This is a genomic window from Variovorax paradoxus (assembly GCF_040544635.1).
GTDB lineage: Bacteria > Pseudomonadota > Gammaproteobacteria > Burkholderiales > Burkholderiaceae_C > Variovorax > Variovorax paradoxus_R.
In genome coordinates this window covers 46867-70560 of sequence record NZ_JBEPKJ010000001.1, presented here as the reverse complement: position 1 = coordinate 70560, position 23694 = coordinate 46867, and the positions used below count along the sequence as shown (strand labels likewise).

The window sequence follows — 23694 nt, the reverse complement described above, 5'->3', positions numbered from 1 at the left end:
TCATTTCGCGCGCCGCCAGTGCCGGGTCACCAGGATCAGCAGGGCCACCGCCAGGCCGCCCCAATAGTCGACCGGCGCGCCCCAGATCCAGTGCTTGTGCCAGAACGCGTCGGCCGGATTGAAGCGGTCCCAGCCGAAGGCCGGGTTGATGATGAACCACAGGAAGTCTTCGCAGACCCAGAACACGATCAACCCCGCAACGGCCAGGCCCGCGTCGCGCCACGTCCAGCGGCCGTTGAAGGCCAGCGGCGCAAAGAACACCAGCGCCATGAAGGTGAAGACCCAGGCGTGATAGCCCGTCATCGCGCGCCCGCCCCAGAAGATGTCGAGCCAGACGTTGTTCTCGATGCGCCACGTGGGCAGCGACGTGGCCCAGCCGGCGCCGCCTTCGATCTGGATTTCGGCATTCGCGAAAAAGAAAGCCATCACCACCACCCAGGCCAGGTAGCCGATGGTGCGGGCCACGCCCGCCATGTCCCTTTTCTCGGTGGCGCCGGTCATGCCGCTTCGCCCAACACGCGCTGCAGCACCGCGGCCGCCGCACGCGGCTTGCCGAGTGCACGGCTGCGCCGGGCCATGTCCGCCAGCTTGGCGGGGTCGGCCATCAGGCGCGCCACCTTGTAGTCGAGGCCGATCGCGTCGTAGGCGAGCCAAGCCGCGCCTTCCTCCATGAGGAAGCCGGCGTTGTGCTCTTCCTGCCCCGGAATCGGCGAGATCAGCAGCATCGGCTTGCCGAGCGCCAGGCATTCCGACACCGTGAGCCCGCCGGGCTTGGTTACCACCAGGTCGGCCGCGGCCATGAGCTTGTGCATCTCGTTCGTGAAGCCGATGGCCACCACGCGGCCGGGGTGGCGGGCGGCCACCGCCTGGAGCCTGACGTGCGCCTCGGCATTGCGGCCCGCCACGGCTATGACCTGAAAGCCGCTGTCGCCGCCGAGCGAAAGCACGCGCTCGACCATGCTCGGCAAGTCGCCGACGCCCGCGCCGCCCGAGGCCATCAGCAGCACGGGCCGCGCCGGGTCGAGGCCCAGTTCCGCTGCGCAGGCATTGCGCGCGAGGGCCGGTGCATCGGGTTCGGAGAAAGCCGGCATCACCGGAATGCCCGTCACGTGGATGCGCTCCGCCGGGATGCCGCGCGCCCGCAGCCTGAAGGCCACTTCTTCCGTCGCGGCCAGGTAGCCTGCCATGCCCGGCACCAGCCACATGTTGTGCAGGTCGTAGTCGGTGATCTGCAGCCACACCGGATAGTCGATGCGGCCGCGGTTGCGTTCGCGCATCAGCAGCTCGGCCGGCAGAAAGTGGGTGCAGATGACGGCGTCGGGCTTTTCGCGGCGTATTTCGCGCACCAGGGCACCGGTGCTCAGTCGCTCGATGCCGCGGCGCAGCCGCTGCGAAGGCGCATGGTGCGGCGTGGCGTCGGCGCGCTGGTGCAGGTAAGACCAGAGTTCGGGCGCGCGGTTCACGAGCTGGATGTACCAGTCGGTGTACACCTTGCGGAAACCGCCGGCCACATGGACCATGGCATCGATATGGACTGCCGTGTGCGGCGGGGTCGACTGGACGGCGGTTTGCAGGGCTTGCGCTGCGCGCACATGGCCGTTGCCGGCGCTCACACTGAGGATCAGGATTTTTTTCATTCGGGTCCGGGGCCGTCGGCGGGCCATTGGCGCGCATTATCGCCATGCAGTACGACACATTCCGCAGACCCCGGGGCATGGGGGAAAATGCCCCTGCGCACCGACCCACCGGGCGTGACCCGCCCCCAACCGACCGCGCCCACCGCATGACTGACGCTCCTCTCGCACCGATTCGCCTCAACAAACGCATGGCCGAGCTCGGCCTCTGCTCGCGCCGCGAGGCCGATGAGTGGATCGCCAACGGCTGGGTGAAGGTGAACGGCAAGCCGGCCGAAATGGGCGTGAAGGTCACGCCGTCCGACCGCATCGAGGTCGACAAGGCCGCCAAGGGCCAGCAGGCGAACCAGGTCACCATCCTGATCAACAAGCCCATCGGCTACGTGAGCGCGCAAGCCGAAGACGGGCACGAGCCGGCGGTGACGCTCTTCACGCCGCAGAACCGCTGGGCCGAAGACAACGCGCGCTTCTTCTTCAACCCCCAGCAACTGCGCGGCCTTGCGCCGTGCGGCCGGCTCGACATCGACTCCATCGGCCTCCTGGTGATGACGCAGGACGGCCGCATCGCGCGCCAGCTGATCGGCGAAGACTCGGTGATGGAGAAGGAGTACCTGGTGCGCGTGGCGTATCACGGCCTGGGCCAGCCCGCGCCTACCGGGCAGCTGGTGCGCATGGACGACGACGATCCCGTCACCACGAATGTGCAGGCGGTCTTTCCGCCGGCGATGCTCGCCAAGCTGCGCCACGGCCTGAGCCTGGACGGCCAGCCGCTCAAGCCGGCGCGGGTCGAATGGCAGAACCCCGAGCAGCTGCGTTTCGTGCTCACCGAAGGCAAGAAGCGCCAGATCCGCCGCATGTGCGAGCTGGTCGGCCTGAAGGTGGTGGGCCTGAAGCGCGTGCGCATCGGCAAGGTGATGCTCGGCAACCTGCCCGTCGGGCAGTGGCGCTACCTCGGTCCGCACGAGAAGTTCTGAGGAGTCTTCGCCGATGGCCGTGGTGCTGAGCCAACGCGCGTTGAACCGGGCCACGCTGGCGCGGCAGATGCTGCTGGAGCGGCGCAAGGCGACAGTCACGCAGGCCATCGAAAAGCTGGCGGGGTTGCAGGCGCAGGCACCGAACCCGCCCTACATCGGCCTGTGGAGCCGGCTCGAGGGCTTTCGCCGCGAGCAGTTGACCGAAGCCCTGAAGAAGCGCCGCGTCGTGCGCATGTCGACGATGCGCGCGACCCTGCACCTGATGGCCGCAACGGATGCGCTGGCCTGGCGGCCGCTGCTCGAGCCCGTGCATCAGCGGGGATTGCAGGGCAGCAGCCACGCACGGGCGCTCGAAGGCATCGACCGCGCGGCGGTGGTGCAGGCGGGACGGGCGTTGCTGCGCGAAGGCCCGCTCACCAGTTCCGAACTCGGCCAGGCGCTCGCGGTGGGCTGGAAAGACCGCGCGCCCGCCTCGCTCGCCGCGCTCATCCGCAACAACGTGCCGCTGGTGCACCTGCCGCCCGCGGGCAGCTGGAACTCGCACGCGAGCGCACGGCTGCAGCCCATCGAGCACTGGCTCGGCGAATCCGATGCCGCGGCCGCCACGCAGGACGACTTGCTGCTGCGCTACCTGGCGGCCTTCGGCCCCGCCACGCTCGCCGATGCGGGTGCGTGGTCGGGCCTCACGGGCTGGAAGGCCGTGGCCGAGTGCCTGCGGCCGCAGCTGCGCGTGTTCACCGGCGAGCGGGGCCAGGAGCTGTTCGACCTGCCCCGCGCGCCACGCCCCGACCCCGACACGCCCGCGCCGCCGCGCCTCGTCGCCGAATGGGACAACCTGCTGCTCTCGCATGCCGACCGCAGCCGCGTGATGAGCGAGGCGCACCGCGCCCGGGTGTTCACCGTCAACGGCATCGTGCGCGGCACGGTGCTGCTCGACGGTTTCGTCGCGGGCGTCTGGAAGATCGAGCGCGCGAAGAACACGGCCGCCGTGGTGCTGGAGCCCTTTGCCCGCTGGTCGAAGGCCGACCGGCTCAGCGTGCAGGAAGAGGCCATGCGCCTGCTGGCCTTTGCATCGGACGGCGAGGGCGAGCGGCACGACGTCCGCGTGCTGTGACCCTTGCGCCCGCACGGCGGCTAAGCCCCGCCTAAGACTTTGCCTATACGCTGCGCCGCGGCGCAGGGCACTATCGATCATCCCGATCGCGTGCTACCTTGCGGCCCAAGGAGTCGCCGCAATGCGCGTGCTTTTGGTGGAAGACGACGAAATGATCGGGCGCAGCCTGAAGCAGGCGCTCGAGGGCGCGGGTTGGTCCGCTGACTGGGTGCGCGACGGCGAACTGGCGCAAAGCGCGCTCGGCGATGGCGGCTACACCTGCGTGCTGCTCGACCTGGGCCTGCCCCGCCAGGACGGCACCGAGGTGTTGCGGCGCGCGCGCGAACGCGGCGATGCCACACCGGTGCTGGTGCTCACCGCACGCGACGGGCTCGACGACCGCATCCACAGCCTCGACCTCGGCGCCGACGACTATCTGCTCAAGCCTTTCGAATTCCGCGAGCTGCTCGCGCGCATGCGGGCCGTGGTGCGCCGGCGCGACGGCGCCGCGCATTCGCTGATCGGCGGCAGCACGATGCAGCTTGACCTCACCACGCGCGAGGTGGTGGTCGGCGGCGCGCGCGAGGCGCTCACGGCGCGAGAATTTGCGCTGCTGCACGCACTGCTGGAGCGGCCCGGCGCCATCCTCTCGCGCGAGCAGCTCGAGAACCGCATCTACGGCTGGGGAGAGGAAGTGACGAGCAACGCCGTCGACGTGCTGATCCATGGCATGCGCCGCAAGCTCGGCGCCGAATCGATCCGCAACGTGCGCGGGTTGGGATGGCGCGTCGTCGCATGAGCGCTGCGCCGGGCCGCCCCAAGCAAGCTCGCGCCGGAGTGCAAAGCACGGAGGTACTCCGATGACCGCAATGCCGAGCCGCTGGTGGCGCCCGCGCTCGCTGCGCACGCAGCTGCTGTTCTGGCTCGTCACGCTGCACCTGGTGGCGGCGGCGCTCACGGCGTGGTTCACCTTCGTGGCGTATGGCGACCTGGTGCACAACGCGCTCGACGAGCAGATGCGGCTCGTGGCCGATTCCCATGCGGGCACCGATCCGCCCCGCGCTCCGCGCCCGCTCGACGGCGAAGCCGCCTTTGCACGCGGCGCCTTCGTGGTGCAGATATGGAGCGCCGATGGCCGCACGCTGCTTGCGAGTTCGTGGCCGCCGCTGGCCGTGGTGCCCTTGCAACCGCGGCCAGGTTTCAGCGATGCGAGCACCGGCGCGCACACGCATTCACGCTGGCGCGTGTTCACCGCCGAACCCGGACCGCGCGCCGACCAGCCGCGCGTGCAGGTCTTGCAGAACGAAGACTACCGGCGGCGCCGCGCGCTGCGGCGCGCACTGCTCGAAGGCCTGCCCATCGCGCTGCTGCTGCCGCTGGCCTTGCTGATCCTGTGGCTCATCGTGTCGGCGGCCTCCCGCTCGCTGCGCGCGGTGGCGCGCGACGTGGCCTCGCAGGACGAGCGCAGCCCTACCGATCTGTCGCTGGCGCATGTGCCCGACGAGATCGCGCCGCTGGTCCAGGCCTTCAACCAGCTGCTGTCGCGCGTGCGCAATGCCTTCGCTACGCAGCGCCGCTTCGTGCAGGACGCAGCCCACGAACTGCGCACGCCCATGGCCGCCATCGGCCTGCAGATCGAGAACCTGCGCGCCCACGTGCCCGCGGGCGAGGCCACCGAGCGCTTCAACCAGCTCGAAGCCGGCGTCACGCGCGCGCAGCACCTGATCGAGCAGTTGCTGAGCCTCTCGCGGCAAGACGCGCCGGGGCGTCCCATGCCGGGCGAACCGGTCGACATCGAGACCCTGTTGCGCGAAAGCGTGAGCCAGCTGATGGTGCTGGCCGACGCACGGCGCGTGGACATCGGCTTCGAAGGATCGATTGCGCCCGTGGTGCGGGCACCGGCCGCAGAGCTGCGCAGCGTGTTCGACAACCTGATCGACAACGCGCTGCGCTATGCGCCCGAAGGCGGCGTGGTCGACGTGCGGCTGCATGAGGTTGGCGGCCATGCGGTGGTCGACGTGCTCGACAACGGGCCGGGTATTCCGGCGGCGTCGATCGGCCGCGTGTTCGACCGCTTCTTTCGCGTGCCGGGCGCCCCGGCCGGCGGCAGCGGGCTCGGGCTGGCCATTGCGCGCACTGCGGCCGAGCGGCACGGCCTGCGCATCGAGTTGCGCAACCGCGATGAAGAAGAAGGAGGAGGTGGTTCGGGACTGATGGCGCGGGTGCACCTTCCGACGGTGTCGACGCCGCTCATTCCAGGCTAATTTCTTGCTCATGGCCAACTCAGCGCGGCTGCCTAGAGTGCATCCAGGCCCTGCCACGCGCAGTTCGCGCGGCGGCACACGGCCGGAGACAACAACCCGCCATTCAGGAGCACACACCATGCGCACTTCCTTCAAGCTTCTTGCCCTTGGTTCTTTTGCCGCGTTCGCGGCGCTGGGTGCCGTCCATGCGTCGGCCGAGACGACCGACGGCTCGGACTACCATCCGTTGCAGATGAATTCGCCAGAGAACCCCGACGTGCAGGTGGGCGCGATGGCTGCCGCACGGCCCAGCGGCACCGAGTCCATCGGCCAGTCGACCAGCGCGCCGGCGATGAACTCGACCATCTCGGTGTCCGATGTGCAGGCCGGCGCCTATGCGGCGTCGCATGCGACCGGAACCGAGTCGATCGGGCAATCGACCTCGCTGCCGCTGGTGCAGTCGGCCAGCGGCAGCTGACCGGGGGTCAGTCGTCGTTGTTGCTGAGCAGCGCGCGGTAAATGACCGCGCCGATGATGGCGCCCGCAATAGGGGCGACCCAGAACAGCCACAGTTCCGACACCGCGTAAGACGGGCCGAACAGCGCCGGGCCCGTGCTGCGCGCCGGGTTGACCGAGGTGTTGGTCACCGGAATGGAGATCAGGTGAATCAGCGTGAGGCACAGGCCGATGGCCAGGCCCGCGAAACCGCCGGCTGCGCGCTTGGCGGTGGAGCCGAGGATCACGATCAGGAACACGGCGGTCATCACCACTTCGCACACCAGCGCGGCCGTCATGCCGTACTTGCCGGGCGAGTGTTCGCCGAAGCCGTTGGTGGCAAAGCCGCCGATGTCGGCGCCGGGCTTGCCGGTGGCAATCAGGTAGAGCACGCCGGCCGCCGCAATGGCACCCAGCACTTGCGCAACGATGTAGCCCGCGAGTTGCGAAGCCTTGAAGCGGCCCGCGGCCGCAAGGCCGATCGATACGGCAGGGTTGAAGTGACCGCCCGAGATGGGACCGAGTGCATAAGCGCCGGTCACCACCGTGAGGCCGAACGCCAGCGAGACGCCCAGAAAGCCGATGCCAAGACCCGGAAAGGCCGCGGCCAGAACAGCGCTACCGCAGCCGCCGAGCGTGAGCCAAAAAGTACCTATGAACTCGGCCGACCACTTTTTGTAGGTGCTATGTTCCATGTTGTTCCATCCTGAAGTTGAGAGAAAAAAATGCGTGGCCTGGGCCATGGCGCGGGCGGATTCTAGGAATGGAAACAACAAGCGTCACGCATGTTGTTGCATCTATCGGAACCTGTTCACAAATCAGCGATCTTTTGTTTCTGACACGCGCTGTGCAACAAGCCAATGAGGCTCTTTCAGAGCGTGACGACGATCTTGCCGAAGGCGCCGCGCGCGAGGTGGTCGAGCGCATCGGGCAATGCATCGAACGCGTAGCGCGCCGCAATCACGGGCTTGAGCGCGTTCACATCGACGGCACGCACCAGGTCTTCGAGCGCGCGGCGATGGCCCACGCCAATGCCCTGCACCGTGACGCGGCCGAGCACCATGGCATAGAACGAAGCGCTCAGCGTCTCGCCGCCGAGCATGCCGATGATCGATACGCGTCCGCCTTGTGACACCGCTTGCAGCGAACGATCGAGGTTCGGCCCGCTCGAGAGTTCGAGCACGTGGTCGGCGCCGCGGCCCTGCGTGAGGCGTCGCACTTCGGCGGGCCAGTCGCTGTCGCGCATCAGCACGTGGGAGGCGCCGAGTGCAAGCGTCTGCGCCCGCTTGTCTTCGCTGCCCGAGATCACGATGGCGCGCGCGCCATGCAGCCGCGCGATCTGCAAACCGAACAGCGCCACGCCGCCCGTGCCGTGGATCAGCACGGTCTGGCCGGGCCGCAGCGCGCCGGTCTCGGCCAGTGCGAACCATGCGGTGAGGCCGGCGCAGGGGAGCGTGCTGGCTTCGGCGAAGTCCAGCGTGGCCGGCCCTGCCACAGCCCAGGCCGCATCGAGAACAACGTGCGAAGCCAGCATGCCCGGTCCGGGCCCGCCGGCCAGCGCGGCGTCGGCCGTCCACTGGCCGTCGATCCAGCCGCCCCAGAAGGTGTTGACCACGCGGTCGCCAATGGCAAACCGCCGCACGTCCGTGCCCGCGGCCACCACGGTGCCGGCCATGTCGGAGGCGGGCGTGAAAGGCATGTCGAACTTCATCCCCATGCCGTCGCGCACCATCAGGAGGTCGCGGTAGTTGAGCGACACCGCACCCACCCGCACGAGGATCTGGCCCGGCCCGGGCGTGGGGAGCGGCCGCTCGACCTGTTCGAGGTGCTCGTTGCCAAAAGAAGAGAGTTGCCAGCGGCGAAGCGCTTGAGGTTCCTGCATGAAAAGACTCCACATAAAACACAGAGCTGTTCATGCTATTGGCGAGTTGATCTATCCAGTGGTGGATAATTTTCCACTCCATGGCGCCTGAAAATCTCCAATGAGTCAACGTCTCCAAGGCATAGAAGAATTTGTCGCGGCGGTGGAGGCCGGCAGCTTCGCGCTCGCGGCGCAGCGGCTGCACGTCACGCGCTCGGCGGTGGCCAAGAGCATTGCGCGGCTCGAGGCGCGGCTGGGCACGCGGCTCTTTCTGCGCACCACGCGCAGCCAGAGCCTCACCGAAGAAGGCCACGGCTATTACGAGCGCTGCCGCCGCGCGCTGGGCGAACTCGACGCCGCCGAAGCCATGACTGATGCCGCGCGCTGCACCGCGACAGGGGTGGTGCGCCTCAGCATGCCCGCGATGCTCGGGCGCCTGAAGGTCGGACCACTGCTGCTCGCGCTCGCGCGCCGGCATCCGGGGCTTTCGCTGGAGCTTTCCTTCAACGACCGGCGCGTGGATCTGGTCGAAGAGGGCCTCGACCTCGCCATCCGCAGCGGCGGGCTGCCCGACACCGCCGACCTGGTCGCCCGGCCGGTCGGCGTGCAGTGGATGGTGCTGTGCGCCGCGCCCGCCTATCTGGCGGCGCACGAGCGGCCGGCAAGCGTGGCCGAGCTGGCCGCTTCGTCGTCGCACGAGGCGGTGTTCTATGCCCGCGACGGGCAGATCTCGCCCTGGCGCTTTCACGATGCCGAAGGCCGGCTTGTCGAGGTGGTGCTGCCTTCGCGGCTGCGCTGCGACAGTGCCGAGGTGCTGCTCGAAGCCGCCATTGGCGGCATGGGCCTGTCGCGGCTGCCGGCCTGGCTTGCCGCCGAAGCATTGGCGTCCGGCACGCTGGTGCGGGTGTTCGAGGAGCCGCGGCCTTTCGGCTTCGAGCTCAACGTCATCCGTCACAAAAGCCGCTACCTGCCGCACAAGACCCGGGTGGTGATCGACTGGCTCGCGGAGCATCTGCCGCCGCTCCTGGCAGCCCGTTGAGCGGCTTTGCCCGCTATCCTGCGGCTTTGTTGCCATTCCATTCATTTGCCGGAGAACGCATGCGCCCTTTTGCCATCAGGAACGTCGCGACCCTTGCCGCATGCGCGGGTTTCCTGGCTTTGTTTACGACGGGCGCTGCGGCGCAGGGCACGGTGAACGCGCTCTGCAGCACCGACGCGGGCTGGTGCGAGGCGGCCGCCGCGGCCTTCACGCGCGAGACGGGCATCAAAGTGCAGCAGGCGCACAAGGGCACCGGAGAAATCGGCGCGCAGCTGCGCGCCGAAGCGGCCAACCCCAAGACCGACATCTGGTGGGGCGGCACGGGCGACCCGTTCCTGCAGGCGGCTGAACAGGGCTTGCTCGAGCCCTACCGGCCGGCCTACATCAACGACCTGCACGACTGGGCGGTGCGCCAGTACGCCATGTCGCAGAACATGGTGGGCGGCTTCTACACCAGCGCCATCGGCTTCGGCTTCAACACCGACCTGCTCAAGAAAAAGAAGCTGGGCGAGCCCAAGTGCTGGGCCGACCTGGTCAAGCCCGAGTACAGGGGCGAGATCGAAATTTCGCACCCGGCCTCGAGCGGCACGGCCTACACGATCATCGCGGGCCTGGTGCAGCAAATGGGTGAGGACGCGGCCTTCGACTACCTCAAGAAGCTGCACCGCAACGTGACCAGCTACACCCGCAGCGGCCAGGCGCAGGCGCCCAACGTGGCCAAGGGCGAAGTGGCCATCGGCGTGAGTTTCATCTTCGGTTTCGAGCGCTGGCGGTATGACAAATTTCCGGTGAAAACCGCCGCGCCCTGCGAAGGTACGGGCTACGAGGTAGGCGGCATCGCGCTGGTCAAGGGCGCGCGCAACAAGGAGAATGCAAAGCGCTACTACGACTGGCTCATGAGCCCGGTGGGCCAGGCGATCGGCGGGCAGGCCGGCAGCCTGCAGTCGCCAGCCAACAAGACCTTCAAGCCAGACCCGCGCATTCCATCGATGAGCGACGTGAAGCTCATCAAGTACGACTTCGAGAAATACGGCAAGGCCGCCGAGCGAAAGCGGCTGATCGACCGCTGGACCCGAGAAGTGGAATCCCAAGCCAGATAAAGCCCGTCCGGGGCTTCATGCCGCCGCAAGAAACGAGGCCTATTGTTTTTCGGGGCGCAAGCCCCAACTCGCAGAGTTGGCGAGTCGGGCGTGCGGTCAATGCCGCCCGGCTTAGAATTTTTTGGTTTCGATATTTCTTCTTTCTCCATGGCTGATTCTTCCAATACGAAACTACCGTTCCAGGCTGAAGTCGCGCAACTGCTGCATCTCGTCACGCATGCGCTGTACTCCAACAAGGAAATCTTCCTGCGCGAGCTGATCTCGAACGCATCGGACGCCTGCGACAAGCTGCGCTTCGAGGCCATCGACCACCCCGAGCTGTATGAAGACCAGCCCAACCTGGACGTGCGCCTTTCCTTCGACAAGGCCGCGCGCACCCTCACCATCACCGACAAGGGCATCGGCCTGTCGCGCCAGGAAGCCATCGACAACCTCGGCACCATCGCGAAAAGTGGTACCAAGGACTTCATGAGCAAGCTCAGCGGCGACCAGAAGGCCGACGCGCAACTCATCGGCCAGTTCGGCGTGGGCTTCTACTCGGGCTTCATCGTGGCCGACAAGATCACGGTCGAGTCGCGCCGCGCCGGCCTGCCGGCCGAGCAGGGCGTGCGCTGGACGAGCGGCGGCGCGGGCGACTTCGAAGTGGCCGACATCACGCGCGCCGAACGCGGCACCAGCATCACGCTGCACTTGCGCGACGACGCCGACGAATACCTCAACGCCTGGAAGCTCAAGCAGATCGTCGGCAAGTATTCCGACCACATCTCGCTGCCCATCCTCATGGAAAAAGAGGAATGGAAGGACGGCGAGAACGACCAGCCCGGCGACATGGTGAAGACCGGCGAATGGGAAACGGTCAACAAGGCCAACGCGCTCTGGAGCCGTCCCAAGAAGGACATCACGCCCGAACAGTACGAAGAGTTCTACAAGGCCGTGAGCCACGACTACGAGGCGCCGCTCGCCTGGAGCCACAACCGCGTGGAGGGCAGCACCGAGTACACGCAGCTGCTCTACATCCCGTCCAAGGCGCCGTTCGACTTGTGGAACCGCGACAAGAGCGCGGGCGTCAAGCTCTATGTGAAGCGCGTCTTCATCATGGACGACGCCGAGGCGCTGCTGCCCAGCTACCTGCGCTTCGTGAAGGGCGTGATCGACTCTTCCGACCTGCCGCTCAATGTGAGCCGCGAACTGCTGCAGGAAAGCCGCGATGTGAAGGCCATTCGCGAGGGCAGCACCAAGCGCGTGCTCTCCATGCTCGAAGACCTGGCGAAAAAGCAGAAGACCGCGCCCGAAAGCGCCGAAGGCAAGATCGACGTGGGCTCCGGCGAATCGGTGCCCGCACCCGACCCGACCGAGGGCACGGCCGATGTGACCGACGTGGTCGACAAGAAAGCCACGCCGGCCGCCGAGGCAGCCGCCGAATACGCCGACGAATCGGGCAAGTACGCCAAGTTCTACGCCGAGTTCGGCGCCGTGCTGAAAGAAGGCCTGGGCGAGGACATGGGCAACCGCGACCGCATCGCCAAGCTGCTGCGCTTTGCCTCCACCACGAGCGATGCGCTGAGCGTGAGCTTCGCCGACTACAAGGCGCGCATGAAGGAAGGCCAGGACGCGATTTACTACATCACGGCCGACACGCTCGCCGCCGCCAAGAACAGCCCGCAGCTCGAGGTCTTCAAGAAGAAGGGCATCGAGGTGCTGCTCATGACCGACCGCGTCGACGAGTGGGCGCTCAACTACCTCACCGAGTTCGACGGCACGCCGCTGCAGAGCGTGGCCAAGGGCGCGGTCGATCTCGGCAAGCTGCAGGACGAGGCCGAGAAGAAGGCCGCCGAGGAAGCCGCCGAATCGTTCAAGCCGCTGCTCGAGAAGCTCAAGGCGGCGCTCAAGGACAAGGCCGAGGACGTGCGCGTGACCACGCGCCTGGTCGACTCGCCCGCCTGCCTGGTGGTGCAGGACGGCGGCATGAGCACGCAGCTCGCGCGCATGCTCAAGCAGGCCGGCCAGCCCGCGCCCGACCTCAAGCCCGTGCTCGAAGTGAACGCCGAGCATGCGCTGGTGAAGAAGCTCGAAGGCTCGGCGCATTTCGACGACCTTGCCAACATCCTGTTCGACCAGGCGCTCCTGGCCGAAGGCGGCCTGCCGGCCGACCCCGCGGCCTACGTGAGGCGCGTGAACGCGCTGCTGGTGTGAACGCCCGGCCGCGCATCGTGCTTCGTGCAGCAGCCGCCGTTCCGGCGGTGCTGCTGCTGGTTCTGATGAGCGGCTGTTCGCACTACCGCATCGGCATTCCGCTGGTGCCCGGGCTCTCGCTCGGCCTGGGTGCCTCGAAGGACGGCAATTTTTCGGTCGGCCTGAACACCGGCTGGGGTCCGCTCGGCGCGGGCGTGGCGGTCAACAACGGCGGCTTGGTGGCCGGCTCCGTCGGCCTGGGTGTGGGCGTCGGGGTCGGGCCGGTCGGCACCGGTGTAGGCGTCAGCAAGAGCGTGGTGCTGCACGATCCCAATGCCGGGAAAGAGGTGCCTGTCGTACCTGTGGCGCCAATTGCGGCCGCCGCGCCCGCCACACCGGTGGCGGCATCCGCTGCACCGGTCACGATCACCAAGGGCGGCATGACCAAGCCGGTCACCGCCGCCTCCGCACCACTGGCGCCACCGCAGCAGCCTTCTGCGGTGCGCGTCTCCTACCGCCAGCCTGCCGCAGCCGCTGTTCCGGCCGGCGGCATCGGCACGCCCGGCAATCCCGTCGCGCCCTGACTGCCGCTCGGGGTCGTGTGGCGCGAAGTCGCCATCGGTTGGCTGAATAACTGAACGGAGATCGGTTCTTGGAACTCAAGCAATGGCGGTGCTTCGTCACGCTCGCGGAGATCGGCAACATCCGTCGCGCCGCGTCTCTGCTCGCGGTCTCTCAGCCTGCGCTCAGCGTGCGCATCCAGCGGCTCGAAGAAGATCTTGGCTTCGCACTTTTCGATCGCCAGGCGCGCGGCGTTCGTCTCACGGAACAGGGCGCTCGCCTGCTGCCGCACGCCAGGCGCCTGCTGTCGCGCGCCGCGGAAACCGACGAAGCCGCGCGCGCCATCGGGCGCGGCGCCTTCGACCGGCTCGAGATCGGCGTCACGCCCATCGCGGCGCTGTCGTTCTTTCCCGATGCGATGCGCGCCTTTTCGGCCGCCCATCCGGGCGTGGTGCTGGCGCTCACCGAAGGCCTGTCGGACGAACTCGAAGAAGCCGTGGCGCATCGCAGGCTCGACTTGGCGGTGGTGCATCCGCCGTCTTCACGCGACGACCTCGTTGTGCGCGAGGTGGCCCGCGACCGCTTCGTGGCCGTGGTGCCGGCCGCCCATCCGCTCGCGGGCGCCGAGCGCATTGCGGCGGCGGACCTGCGCCAGCAGACGCTGGTCGGCGTCCGGCGAGACATCGGGCCGGTGGTGTTCGACCGCATCGCCGCCTACCTTGCGCGCGCCGGCGTCACCACGCAGGTCAACCAGTGCGCAAGCTCGTCGATCTCGCTCGTGGGGTTGGTGGCGGCCGGTGCGGGCATCGGGCTGGTGGTGGAGTCGCTGGCCTGCATTGCGCGGTCGGACATCCGCTTCGTGCCGCTGTCCGACGACCCGCCGAGCCTCGGCTATGCGATGTGCCATCGGCCCGACCTGCCGGGTGAGTTGCAGGGCGCCTTCATTCACGCCTTCAATGCGCCGAAGTCGGCGGCTGCCGGCGCGTGGCCGGGCCTCTTGTGAGCGTGTGAGCGTGTGAGCGCGCGACTCCCGCCGCCGGCGAGGCTCAGGCGTAGAGCGGCTCCTCGGCCATCTGCTCGCACTGCTCCTGCAGCACGAGGATCTGGCCCTTCCAGTAGTCGCTGGAGCCGAACCACGGAAAGTTGATCGGGAAGATCGGGTCTTCCCAGCGCCGCGCGAGCCAGGCGCTGTAGTGGATGAGCCGCAGCGTGCGCAGCGGCTCGATCAGCGCGAGTTCGCGGCGGTCGAATTCGCGGAACTGCTCGTAGCCGTCGAGCAGGCCCGAAAGCTGCGCGGTGCGCTGCGCGCGCTCGCCCGACAGCAGCATCCACAAATCCTGCACCGCGAAGCCGGTGCGCGCATCGTCCAGGTCGACGAAATGCGGGCCGCCGCCGGGGCGGTCGGTGGGGGTCCACAAGATGTTGCCGGGGTGCACGTCGCCGTGGAGGCGCAGCTTGCGCGGCTTGAAATCGGAGGCCGGAGCGTTCACCGCCAGCGCCGTGGCGGCAATCATGTCCAGCGCCTCGTTGCAGGCCTTTTCCCAGTCGCGCTGCACATCGAGCGGCACCTTGTCGTTGCCGAGCAGCCAGTCGCGCGAGGCAATGCCGAAGGTCTGCAGATCGAGTGCGGGCCGGGCTTCGAAAGGCTTCGCGCTGCCCACGGTGTGGATGCGCGCGAGAAACCGGCCGACCCATTCGAGCACTTCGAAATCGTCGAGCTCGGGCGCGCGGCCGCCGCGGTACGGGCTCACGCTGAAGGCAAAGCCGCCGTGGTGGTGCAGCGTGGTGCCGTCGAAGGCCAGCGGTGCCACGGCGGGCACCTCGGCCGCCGCCAGTTCGAGCGAGAAGCCGTGCTCTTCCAGAATCTCGGCCTCGCTCCATCGTTCGGGACGGTAGAACTTGACGACGACCGCACTGCGGTCCTCCAAAAACACCTGGTAGACGCGGTTCTCGTACGAGTTCAGGCCGGTGAGCCGACCGTCGCCGTGCAGGCCGAGCGTTGCGAGCGCGTCGAGCACCACGTCGGGCGTGAGGCTCTCGTAGGGATGGGTATTCGCGGGCGCAGCGGGGGAAAGGGTCATGCAGCGATTGTCGCTACACCGGCCCTCGCGGCGTCACAAGCCGCCCGGTTGTTTGTAAAGCGAAAGGATATGGCCGATGCGCGGGTCGCCCTTGCCGGCCAGCACCTGCGCGTAGGCGGCCTGCACGGCCTCGCCGCCGTGGTGATGCTCGGCGCGCAGCCAGGGCTTGTTCGCATCGGTCGCCGTGGCGAGAAAGCTGCGCCAGGCGGCCACCATGCGCCGGCCGAATTCGTCGGCGCCCCATTCGCCGGTGCGCTTCTTGATCTGCGCCGGCGCGAAGAACAGCGTGGCGCGCGGGCCCGGCAGGTCTTTGCCCGCTCCCTTGGACGCGAGCTGCTCGACGTGCGTGCCGCCGATCGAGCAGTTGTACTTGAGGTTCGCGAAGCGCGCGTGAATGGCGTTGCGCAGGTCGCCATTGCCCGCGAAATCCACGTACACGCAGGGCGTTTCGGCCGCGATGCTGTCGAGCGCGTCGTAGGTCACCACACGGTCGTAGCAGCCCAGGCTTTCGCAGAAGGCTACGTTGGCGGGCGAGGTCAGGCCGATTACCTCGATGCCTTCGCGCTGATGCAGCTGAAAAGCGGTGCCGTAGGCCGTCTTGCTCGATGCGCTCGACAGCAGCATGGTATTGGCGCCGAAGAAGTCGTTGTCCGCCATGAAGTCGTCGATCAGCCACGAGGTGATGAACAGCGGGCGCAACAGCGCCTGGACGTCTTCCGTGTCCGGTGTGTAGAGCGGGTCTGCATTGCAGCGGAAGTACTGGTTGTAGACCGCGGGCAATGCCGCACGGTGCGCGGCGCCGTCGGTGAAGCGGGCGGGCGAAAGACGGTCGGGGCTCAGCACCGCGCTCGACGCCATGGGCCAATAGCCGTAGAGCCGTTCGCCTACCGCCACGCCCGGGTGCAGCGACTGCACCACGCTCGCGAAGCCCCATACCGGAATGCTGCCCCAGCCTTCTTCTCCCGAGGGAAAGAACTGCCAGTAGCTCATCGCATCGCCGAAAGCGGCGTAGGTGATGTTGTTGGAAGTGAGCGCAAAGCTGTCGATGCGAACGCGCACCTGGCCGTCAGCCAGCGGCTGGTCGGTGGCGGTGTGCAGTCGCGCGGCGGCGAGCTCGTCTTTGCGGATCAGGAGGCTGGTGGTGCTCATGGTGTCGATCTCCACGTGGGTGTGATTTGCGGTGAGGCGTGCAGCCACATTAGCCAAGCTTGATGAAAGGCGCTATCTCGCAGCGCGTTCCGGCGTCACCCGTGAGACATGCACGGGCATGAAAAAAGCGCCCCGGCTTGTGGCCGGAGCGCTCTTTTTTACAGCACCAAGCGCGAGATCAGGCGATCGTCAGCTCGACGTCGATGTTGCCGCGGGTGGCGTTCGAGTACGGGCAGACCTGGTGAGCCGTGTCGACCAGCTTCTGCTTCTGTTCGGCGTCCAGGCCGGGCAGCGTGATGGCGAGTTGCACCGAGATGCCGTAAGCAGCGCCGCCGTTCGTCGGGCCGAGGGAAACCTTCGAGTCGATGGCCACGTCTTCAGGCACCTTCACGCCGATCTTCGGGCCGACGGCCTTCATCGCGCCGATGAAGCAGGCGGCGTAACCGACCGCGAACAGCTGCTCGGGGTTGGTGCCGGGCTTGCCCGAACCGGGCGAGCTCAGCTTGACGTCGATGGCGCCGTCGCTGGACTTGCCTGCGCCGTCGCGGCCGCCGACGGTGTGGGCTTCAGCGGTGTAGAGAACCTTGTCGAGCTTGGTGGTCATGGTGATTCCTTTGATGATGATGGAGGAGGGGAGGTGAAAGAGCTTCTCTCTCTTTTATCGATCGAAGCGGGGGAGAAACCGGTATGTCTGTGCCTGTCAGGCCGCCTTCTTGATGCGGTCGCGCAGCGTTTGGATCTGCTGGGTGAGCGAAATCAGTTCGGACACCGAACATTGGGCGGCAGCCATCAGGCATTCGGGCACATGGGCTGCGCGGGTCTTGAGCTTGCGGCCGGCGGCGGTCAGGGTGATGTGCACGCGGCGTTCGTCGGCCACATCACGCACCCGGGCCACATGGCCGTTGGCTTCGAGCCGCTTGAGCAGCGGCGTGAGCGTGCCGGAATCGAGCGACAGGCGTTCGCCGAGCTCGGAGACCGTGGGGCCGTCTTGCTCCCAGAGGGCGAGCATCACGAGGTATTGGGGATAGGTGAGCTGCAGCTTTTCCAGCACCGGCTTGTAGAGCCGGGTCATGGCCAACGAGGCGGAATAGACGGCGAAGCAGAGCTGGTTGTCCAGCTTGAGCATTTCGTCGACGGGGGCGGTGGTGGAGCGCATGGGTTGAATTGTAGCGAGCAATTGAATTGTGTGCAATGTAATTGTTTTGGGTTCGTTTGGGGTTTGCTTCCCGAGGCCGGGTCTCGCCCCGGCGGGCGACCTACTTTTCTTTGCTTCGCCAAAGAAACGTAGGCAAAAGAAAGGCGACCCCACTGTCTGCGACCCCTGCGCTGCGCTACGGGGCAACCTGCGGTGCTCGCGTTTCGCGGGGTCCGCAGAACTCGCTTCGCTCAAACAGCTGCGGCCCTGATCCGCGAAACCCTCCGCTCCTCGGCGCATACAGAGGGGCTTGGAAACCGAACGGGCCTTTGCTTCGCTCGGCCACCAAGCCACCGCGGCGCTGCGCAACCCCGTTGGGATTGAGGCCCGGCCCCGGAACCAAAACAATCACCCCCCGAACCGCTTACGCGTCAGCGCCAGCGCAATCCAGAACGCCACAACCGCATACACCGCCAGCACCGCCCCATGCAGCCACCAGTTCGCCGGCCACTGGTCCATGAAGAGCGGCCGCACCAGCGCCACCGCATTGGTCAGCGGCAGCCACGCGGCCACCGCCTTCACCGCCGAGGGCAGTTGTTCGAGCGGAAAGAACACGCCGCTCAGGAACATCATCGGCGTCATGAACAGCGTGAAGTAGTAGGTGAAGAAGTCGTAGCTCTTCGCCAGTGCGTTGAAGATCAGTGCGATGGACGAGAAGGTGATGCCCGCGCCGATCAACACCATCCACGCGACGACCAGCTTGGGGCTGTGGCTGATGCCCAGCCCGAGCATCACGAACAGGATGGCGGTCACCGTGAAGATCGACTTGAAGGCTGCCCACAGCATTTCCGCCAGCACGATGTCGTCGAGCCCGACGGGCGCATTCATGATGCCGTCCCAGGTCTTCTGCACCTGCATGCGCGAGAACGCCGAGTACAGCGCCTCGAAGCTCGCGGCGTTCATCGCGCTCATGCAGATCGAGCCGCTCGCCAGGAACAGGATGTAGGGCACCTTCACGCCATCCACCGATACCTGCCCCACCAGCGCTCCCATGCCGTAGCCGAAAGCCACGAGCCAGATCAGCGGCTCGGCGATGTTGCCGATGAGGCTCGGTATCGCGAGCTTTCGCCACACGAGCAGGTTGCGCAGGAAAACCGGCCACCAGCGCAGCGAAAGCTCGGGCGCGCGCCATGCCGAACGCGATGGCGCCGGGGTACCGGGTGCAGTTGATGTTGTCGTCGTGGTGTTCATCGATCAGCCCTCTTCGCGAATCTTCCGGCCCGTGAGCTTGAGAAAAAGATCTTCGAGATTGGCGGGCCGGTGAAAGGTGCGCAGGCGCCCATGATGCGCCAGCGCATCGAGCAGCCGCCGCGCGTCCTGCGTGTAGAAGAACACGGTCTCTCCGCTCACCTCCACGCGTGCCGCCATGGCCTTGAGCTCGGGCGACTCGGCCAGCGAGAGCGCACCGTTGCCATACACCTCGACCACGTTGGGCTCCAAGTGCTCGGCAATCAGGTCGCGCGGCCGTCCCTCGGCGATCTTTCGGCCATGGTCGAGCACCAGCAGGCGGGAGCACAGGCGCTCGGCCTCGTCCATGAAGTGCGTGGTCAGCAGGATCGACTTGCCCTGCTGCAGCAGCACCTGCAGCCGCTCCCACATCAGGTGCCGAGCTTGCGGATCGAGCCCGGTGGTCGGCTCGTCGAGCAGCAGCAGCTTGGGGTCGTTCACCAGCGATCGCGCCAGCGAAAGACGCCGCCGCATGCCGCCCGACAGTTCGCCCGGCTTCGCATCGGCCTTGTGAGAAAGCGCGGCGAACTCCAGCAGCTGCGGTACGCGCTCGCGCACCTGCGCCTTGCTGAAACCGAAGTAGCGGCCGTACACCACGAGGTTCTCGGCGCAGCTGAAATCGGGGTCGAGCGTGTCGAACTGCGAGACCACGCCGAGCTGCGCCTTGATGGCCAGCGCATCGCGCGGCATCTGCAAACCCAGCGCCGAGATCTCGCCGCCGTCGGGCGCGGTCAGGCCCAGGCACATGCGGATGGTGGTGGTCTTGCCCGCGCCGTTCGGGCCGATCACGCCGAGGCACTCGCCGGGTGCGATCTCGAACGACAGGTCGTCGACAACCGTGGTGCCGCCATAGCGCTTGAGAAGGTGGCTGGCGTGAAAAAGGGGAGTGGGAGTGGAGGAGGATTGCACGCGGCCATTCTGGCCCAGGCGCATGAAATCTGCCGGCATCGCTTCAACCGATGGACAAGCCCTGCGCATTGGGAGCAGCCCGGCGCGCTACATCCGCAAGCCGCTGAACTCGGTCTTCATCCAGTCGATGAAAGCCCGCGTGCGGGCCGGCAGCAGGCGCGCGCTCGGGTAGATCACGCTCACCGGCCGCGGCGGCGGTTCGTAGTCTTCGAGCACCAGTTTCAATCGCCCTTGCGCCACGTAGGGCAGCACCTGGTAAGAGAAGAAGGTGCCAAAGCCCATGCCGGCGGCGCAAGCTTCGATGGCGGGTGCGAGGTGGTTGAATTCGAGGCGGTTGCTCGGCGTCACGCTCAGGGTCTTGCCGCCCTTGTAGAACTTCCACTGCGCCGGCGCGTCGATACGGCCGCGCACGCAGGGGGCGCCGGCGAGGTCGCGCGGATGCCGCGGCGTGCCGTGGCGTGCGAGGTAGCCGGGGCTCGCCGCCACCACGCGCCGGATGGTGCCGAGCGCCTGCGCCACGAGCGACGAATCTTCCAGCGGGCTGATGCGTATGCCGACATCGATGTTCTCCTCCAGCAGGTTCACCGTGCGGTCGTACAGCAGCACGCTGCAGCGCACCTTGTCGTAGCGCTGCATGAAGCGCGTGATGGCGGGCGCCACGTACATGTGGCCGAAGAGCACGGGAGCGGTGATGGTGAGCAGGCCTGCAGGCTCGTGCGCTTCGGCCCGGAGCGCGAGGTCCGCGGCATCGGCCGCGAGCAGCACTTCGCGCGCGCTGGGCAGGTAGTGGCGGCCTTCCTCGGTGAGCGAGAGGCGGCGCGTGGTGCGATGAAAAAGGCGCACGCCCAGGTGCGCCTCCAGCGCGGCCAGCGAGCGCACCACCGCGGGCAACGAACTGCCCAGCGATTCGGCGGCGCGGGTCAGGCTGCCCTGCTCGGCAATCTGCACGAAGGTCTGCATGGCTTTGAAACGGTCCATGGCGCGATTATTAAACCGAAAAACGCAGCAGTGAAATCCTTCAATGGCTATTCCTTCATTTCTCGGAATAGAAAAGAATGCATGCATCCCACCGCCATTCGAGAGGAATTCCAATGAACGAAAGCGCCGCCGACAACCGCCGTCCCGCCCAGCCCATCAAGCTCTATGGCACGCCGATTTCGGGCCACGTGCACCGCGTGCGGCTCTTTCTCTCGATGCTCGATCTCCCTGTCGAAGTCATCGATCTCGACCTTCGCCAGAAGGCCACGCGCACGCCGGAATTCCTCGCGCGCAATCCCTTCGGCCAAGTTCCAGTGATCGAGGACGGCGAAATCACGCTGGCCGATTCGAATGCGATCCTGGTGTATCTGAACGAGCGCTATGCGGCCGATCCGGCGCGATGGATGCCGCGCGATCCGGTCGGCGCTGCGCGCGTGCAGCGCTGGTTTTCCGTGGCCGCGGGTCCGTTGGCCTACGGCCCGGCGGCGGCCCGCGTCATGGCGCTGTTCGGCCTGCCCGTGGACCCGACCGAAACGGTGTCGCGCTCTCACCTGTTGCTGTCGGTCATGGAAACGCACCTGCAGCGCGAGGCTTTTCTGGCAGGCCCGTCGGCCACGCTGGCGGACCTTTCGAACTATGCCTATGTGGCGCATGCCCCCGAAGGCAGCGTGTCGCTCGAGCCGTATCCGCAGCTGCGCGGCTGGCTCGAACGCATCGAGGCGCTGCCCGGCTTCGTGCCCATGGTTCGTACGCCCATCGGGCTTGCGGCGGCCGCATGATCGCCGCGCCGTTCCACGCTGGCGAACGCGCGCTGCAGACGCTGGCGGGTTCGCGCGAAGTCATGGCCGCGGCCGGCTCGCGCGTGATTCGCGACTTCATGCCCGACCAGCATCGCGACTTCTTCGCGCAACTGCCGTTCCTCATCGTCGGCAGCCTGGATGCGGAACTGCAACCCTGGGCCAGCGTGCTGGCGGCGCCGCCCGGTTTTGCGTACGCGCCGGATGCGACGCACTTGCGCATCGACGCACTGCCGATGCTGGACGATCCGCTGGCCGGCCAACTGCTGCAGGGCGCATCGCTCGGCCTGCTCGGCATCGAGCCGCACACGCGGCGGCGCAACCGCATGAACGGCAGGGTCGAGGCGCTCGACGCCGGCGGCTTCACGGTCGGGGTACAGCAAAGCTTCGGCAATTGCCCCAAGTACATCCAGGCGCGTGAACCGTTGTTTGCGCAGCGCCATGACGCAGCGCCCGCGCAGCGGCTCGACAGTCTCGACGCCGCGGCACGCGCGCTCATCGGTCGCGCCGACACCTTCTTCATCGCCTCGGCGTATCCGCAGCATGCGGCGGCCGGCGACGAAGCCGATCCGGCGGCGCAGGGTGTCGACGTTTCGCACCGCGGAGGATTACCGGGCTTCATCCGGGTCGATGAAGACGGCGTGCTCACCGTGCCTGACTTTGTCGGCAACCGCTTCTTCAATACGCTGGGCAACCTCTCGGTTCATCCGCGCGCGGGGTTGTTGTTCATCGATTTCGAAAGCGGCGAACTGCTGCACCTGACGGTCAGCGCGGAAATCATCTGGGACGGCCCCGAGGTGGCTGCTTTCGAAGGTGCCGAACGCCTGCTGCGCCTTCGTGTCGAGCAGGTGCTGCGCCGTCCGGGCGCCCTGCCGTTGCGCTGGGGTGGCGCGGAACTGTCGCCGCACCTGGCGCGCACGGGACGCTGGACGAGCGCGGAGCCAGCCGCCGGCGTGCTGCCGTGAAGGCAACGGGTCTTCAATCGAAGACGGGAATGCGCGCGTTGGCCGAAGGCCGGTAGTACCAGCCGCGCTTCCGCAGCGCATCGAAGTCGAGCCCGCGCGCGAGCAGCGCCTCGAGCCCTGCAGCCGCAAGCGTGCAGGCCAGCGCCTGGCCCGGGCAGGCGTGCACCCCATGCCCGAAGCCGAGCATGCGCCGCTGCGCGCGAACCAGCGTGAAGCGGTCGGGGTCGGCGTTGAATGCGGGGTCGCGGTTGGCCGAAGCCAGCACCAGCAGCACCGCATCGCCCGCGGCCAGCGGCACGCCCGCGATGGTGACGGCCTCTGCCGCGAAGCGCCGCGTGTTCTGCACCGAAGGATCGTGCCGCGCCGTTTCCTGCACGATGGCATGAAGCCCGTCCCGCGTACGTGCGGCCTCGCGCAACCGGGGCCCGCGCACCAGGGCGGCAACACTGTTGCCCAACAGGCCGGCTGTCGCATCGCAGGTCTGCGACAGCAGCCCGACCAGGTTGGCGAGCAAGGCACGCGAACGCGATGCATCCGCCGCGCTTTCTGCAAGCACGGCCGCGAGCAGTGTTCCGTTCCGCGGAGGTGTGCCTGCGGCCAGCAGCAATTCGAAGCGCGTCATCAGCGCGTCGGCTGCGCTGCTGGCGCGCTGCAATTGCGCCTCGGTCGACAGCGGCGACAGGCACGCGACGAAGTCACGCATCCACAGGTCGACCTGCGGCAACGCCTCGGGCCCAAAGCCGAGCATGTGAGCCACCGCCTGGATGGGCATCGCAAACAAGGTGTCCGACAGCGATTGCTCCTCGGGCACTTGCTGTGCGACCTGCAGCGCGGCCGAATGCGCTGCACCCAGATCCAGCCCGGCCAGCGCACGCTGCAGTGCCGGCTTGTGCGCGGCGTGCGCCGGGCCGTCATTCATTCGCACCAGGTGGCCGAACACCTCGCCGGCCGGACTGCCGGCGATGGCGCGCGGCACCGGTTCGGCAGCAGGCCGCACCCTCAACGCGCCATGCGCGAGCAGCAGCGGCTCGATGACCTCGGCACGGCTTGCGACCCAGAGGCGAAGCTTTTCGTTCCAGGCGAGCGGCGGGCCCGCGCGCAGGGTTTCATAGAAGGGATACGGGTCGGCATGCGTCACGGCCGCGACCGGATCGGCGGGTGTGTCTGAAGAAGAGAGGCTTGAATTCATGCCGCGCAGTGTGCAATTGCAGCCGACGGCAC

The 23694-nt window shown here is 67.3% G+C and carries 24 protein-coding genes; 12 read left to right on the top strand and 12 right to left on the bottom strand.

Annotation, left to right across the window (positions count from 1 at the left end; translation table 11 throughout):
• A complete protein-coding gene (locus tag ABIC94_RS00345) occupies positions 1–501 on the bottom strand; it encodes a hypothetical protein (protein WP_354370540.1) in 501 nt (166 codons plus the stop codon).
• Complete coding sequence (locus ABIC94_RS00340) at positions 498–1637, bottom strand: MGDG synthase family glycosyltransferase (protein ID WP_354370538.1); 1140 nt, start codon at positions 1635–1637, stop codon at positions 498–500. The genes ABIC94_RS00345 and ABIC94_RS00340 overlap by 4 nt, the downstream gene beginning before the upstream one ends.
• A 146-nt stretch (positions 1638–1783) precedes the next feature.
• Between ABIC94_RS00340 and ABIC94_RS00335 the strand changes: the two genes are divergently transcribed.
• From ABIC94_RS00335 to ABIC94_RS00315, 5 genes are all read left to right on the top strand, one after another.
• Positions 1784–2608 carry a pseudouridine synthase gene (locus ABIC94_RS00335; RefSeq protein WP_354370536.1) on the top strand — a complete coding sequence of 275 codons (825 nt, stop codon included), beginning with the start codon at positions 1784–1786 and terminating at the stop codon, positions 2606–2608.
• A 13-nt stretch (positions 2609–2621) separates the two neighbouring features.
• Entirely contained in the window at positions 2622–3722 is a 1101-nt protein-coding gene (locus ABIC94_RS00330; protein ID WP_354370535.1) for a winged helix DNA-binding domain-containing protein, read from the top strand.
• Between the two features lie 121 nt (positions 3723–3843).
• Positions 3844–4500, top strand: coding sequence for a response regulator transcription factor (locus ABIC94_RS00325; protein ID WP_354370533.1), 657 nt, complete (start codon positions 3844–3846; stop codon positions 4498–4500).
• A 61-nt stretch (positions 4501–4561) separates the two neighbouring features.
• Positions 4562–5965 (top strand): sensor histidine kinase, encoded by a 1404-nt coding sequence (locus tag ABIC94_RS00320; protein ID WP_354370532.1) that lies wholly within the window; start codon positions 4562–4564, stop codon positions 5963–5965.
• A 118-nt stretch (positions 5966–6083) separates the two neighbouring features.
• Positions 6084–6422 carry a hypothetical protein gene (locus tag ABIC94_RS00315; protein WP_354370531.1) on the top strand — a complete coding sequence of 113 codons (339 nt, stop codon included), beginning with the start codon at positions 6084–6086 and terminating at the stop codon, positions 6420–6422.
• A 7-nt stretch (positions 6423–6429) separates the two neighbouring features.
• Here ABIC94_RS00315 and aqpZ read toward each other — a convergent pair whose 3' ends face one another.
• Complete coding sequence (gene aqpZ, locus ABIC94_RS00310; protein ID WP_354370529.1) at positions 6430–7134, bottom strand: aquaporin Z; 705 nt, start codon at positions 7132–7134, stop codon at positions 6430–6432.
• 176 nt (positions 7135–7310) lie between these two features.
• The gene (locus tag ABIC94_RS00305; RefSeq protein WP_354370527.1) at positions 7311–8321 is read right to left on the bottom strand and encodes a zinc-dependent alcohol dehydrogenase family protein; all 1011 of its coding nucleotides are present in this window, start codon (positions 8319–8321) and stop codon (positions 7311–7313) included.
• Between the two features lie 100 nt (positions 8322–8421).
• Here ABIC94_RS00305 and ABIC94_RS00300 point away from each other — a divergent pair, with 100 nt between their 5' ends.
• The 5 genes from ABIC94_RS00300 (at position 8422) to ABIC94_RS00280 (ending at position 14175) form a co-directional block, all read left to right on the top strand.
• The gene (locus tag ABIC94_RS00300) at positions 8422–9339 is read left to right on the top strand and encodes a LysR family transcriptional regulator (RefSeq protein ID WP_354370526.1); all 918 of its coding nucleotides are present in this window, start codon (positions 8422–8424) and stop codon (positions 9337–9339) included.
• A gap of 59 nt (positions 9340–9398) precedes the next feature.
• Entirely contained in the window at positions 9399–10439 is a 1041-nt protein-coding gene (locus ABIC94_RS00295) for an ABC transporter substrate-binding protein (RefSeq protein ID WP_354370525.1), read from the top strand.
• Between the two features lie 147 nt (positions 10440–10586).
• On the top strand, positions 10587–12632 hold the full coding sequence (gene htpG, locus ABIC94_RS00290; RefSeq protein ID WP_354370524.1) for a molecular chaperone HtpG: 2046 nt from the start codon (positions 10587–10589) through the stop codon (positions 12630–12632).
• The gene (locus ABIC94_RS00285; RefSeq protein WP_354370523.1) at positions 12629–13195 is read left to right on the top strand and encodes a hypothetical protein; all 567 of its coding nucleotides are present in this window, start codon (positions 12629–12631) and stop codon (positions 13193–13195) included. Before htpG ends, ABIC94_RS00285 begins: the two co-directional genes overlap by 4 nt.
• A gap of 68 nt (positions 13196–13263) precedes the next feature.
• A complete protein-coding gene (locus tag ABIC94_RS00280) occupies positions 13264–14175 on the top strand; it encodes a LysR family transcriptional regulator (protein ID WP_354370522.1) in 912 nt (303 codons plus the stop codon).
• Positions 14176–14218: 43 nt separating this feature from the next.
• Here ABIC94_RS00280 and ABIC94_RS00275 read toward each other — a convergent pair whose 3' ends face one another.
• The 7 genes from ABIC94_RS00275 to ABIC94_RS00245 form a co-directional block, all read right to left on the bottom strand.
• Entirely contained in the window at positions 14219–15253 is a 1035-nt protein-coding gene (locus ABIC94_RS00275) for a serine/threonine protein kinase (RefSeq protein ID WP_354370520.1), read from the bottom strand.
• Between the two features lie 33 nt (positions 15254–15286).
• On the bottom strand, positions 15287–16402 hold the full coding sequence (locus ABIC94_RS00270) for a DUF2855 family protein (RefSeq protein ID WP_354370518.1): 1116 nt from the start codon (positions 16400–16402) through the stop codon (positions 15287–15289).
• 178 nt (positions 16403–16580) lie between these two features.
• Positions 16581–17006: an organic hydroperoxide resistance protein gene (locus ABIC94_RS00265; RefSeq protein ID WP_126750043.1), complete on the bottom strand. Its 426-nt coding sequence runs from the start codon at positions 17004–17006 to the stop codon at positions 16581–16583.
• Between the two features lie 96 nt (positions 17007–17102).
• Positions 17103–17558 carry a MarR family winged helix-turn-helix transcriptional regulator gene (locus ABIC94_RS00260; RefSeq protein ID WP_354370517.1) on the bottom strand — a complete coding sequence of 152 codons (456 nt, stop codon included), beginning with the start codon at positions 17556–17558 and terminating at the stop codon, positions 17103–17105.
• A gap of 387 nt (positions 17559–17945) precedes the next feature.
• On the bottom strand, positions 17946–18788 hold the full coding sequence (locus tag ABIC94_RS00255) for an ABC transporter permease (RefSeq protein ID WP_354370516.1): 843 nt from the start codon (positions 18786–18788) through the stop codon (positions 17946–17948).
• Between the two features lie 3 nt (positions 18789–18791).
• The gene (locus tag ABIC94_RS00250; RefSeq protein ID WP_436317905.1) at positions 18792–19772 is read right to left on the bottom strand and encodes an ATP-binding cassette domain-containing protein; all 981 of its coding nucleotides are present in this window, start codon (positions 19770–19772) and stop codon (positions 18792–18794) included.
• A 48-nt stretch (positions 19773–19820) separates the two neighbouring features.
• Positions 19821–20711: a LysR family transcriptional regulator gene (locus tag ABIC94_RS00245; RefSeq protein WP_354370514.1), complete on the bottom strand. Its 891-nt coding sequence runs from the start codon at positions 20709–20711 to the stop codon at positions 19821–19823.
• 113 nt (positions 20712–20824) lie between these two features.
• Between ABIC94_RS00245 and ABIC94_RS00240 the strand changes: the two genes are divergently transcribed.
• Positions 20825–21490 carry a glutathione S-transferase family protein gene (locus tag ABIC94_RS00240; protein WP_354370512.1) on the top strand — a complete coding sequence of 222 codons (666 nt, stop codon included), beginning with the start codon at positions 20825–20827 and terminating at the stop codon, positions 21488–21490.
• Positions 21487–22473, top strand: a complete 987-nt coding sequence (locus ABIC94_RS00235) for a pyridoxamine 5'-phosphate oxidase family protein (protein WP_354370510.1) — start codon at positions 21487–21489, stop codon at positions 22471–22473. The genes ABIC94_RS00240 and ABIC94_RS00235 overlap by 4 nt, the downstream gene beginning before the upstream one ends.
• Positions 22474–22486: 13 nt before the next feature.
• Here ABIC94_RS00235 and ABIC94_RS00230 read toward each other — a convergent pair whose 3' ends face one another.
• On the bottom strand, positions 22487–23662 hold the full coding sequence (locus tag ABIC94_RS00230) for a cytochrome P450 (RefSeq protein ID WP_354370508.1): 1176 nt from the start codon (positions 23660–23662) through the stop codon (positions 22487–22489).
• Positions 23663–23694: the final 32 nt, after the last annotated feature.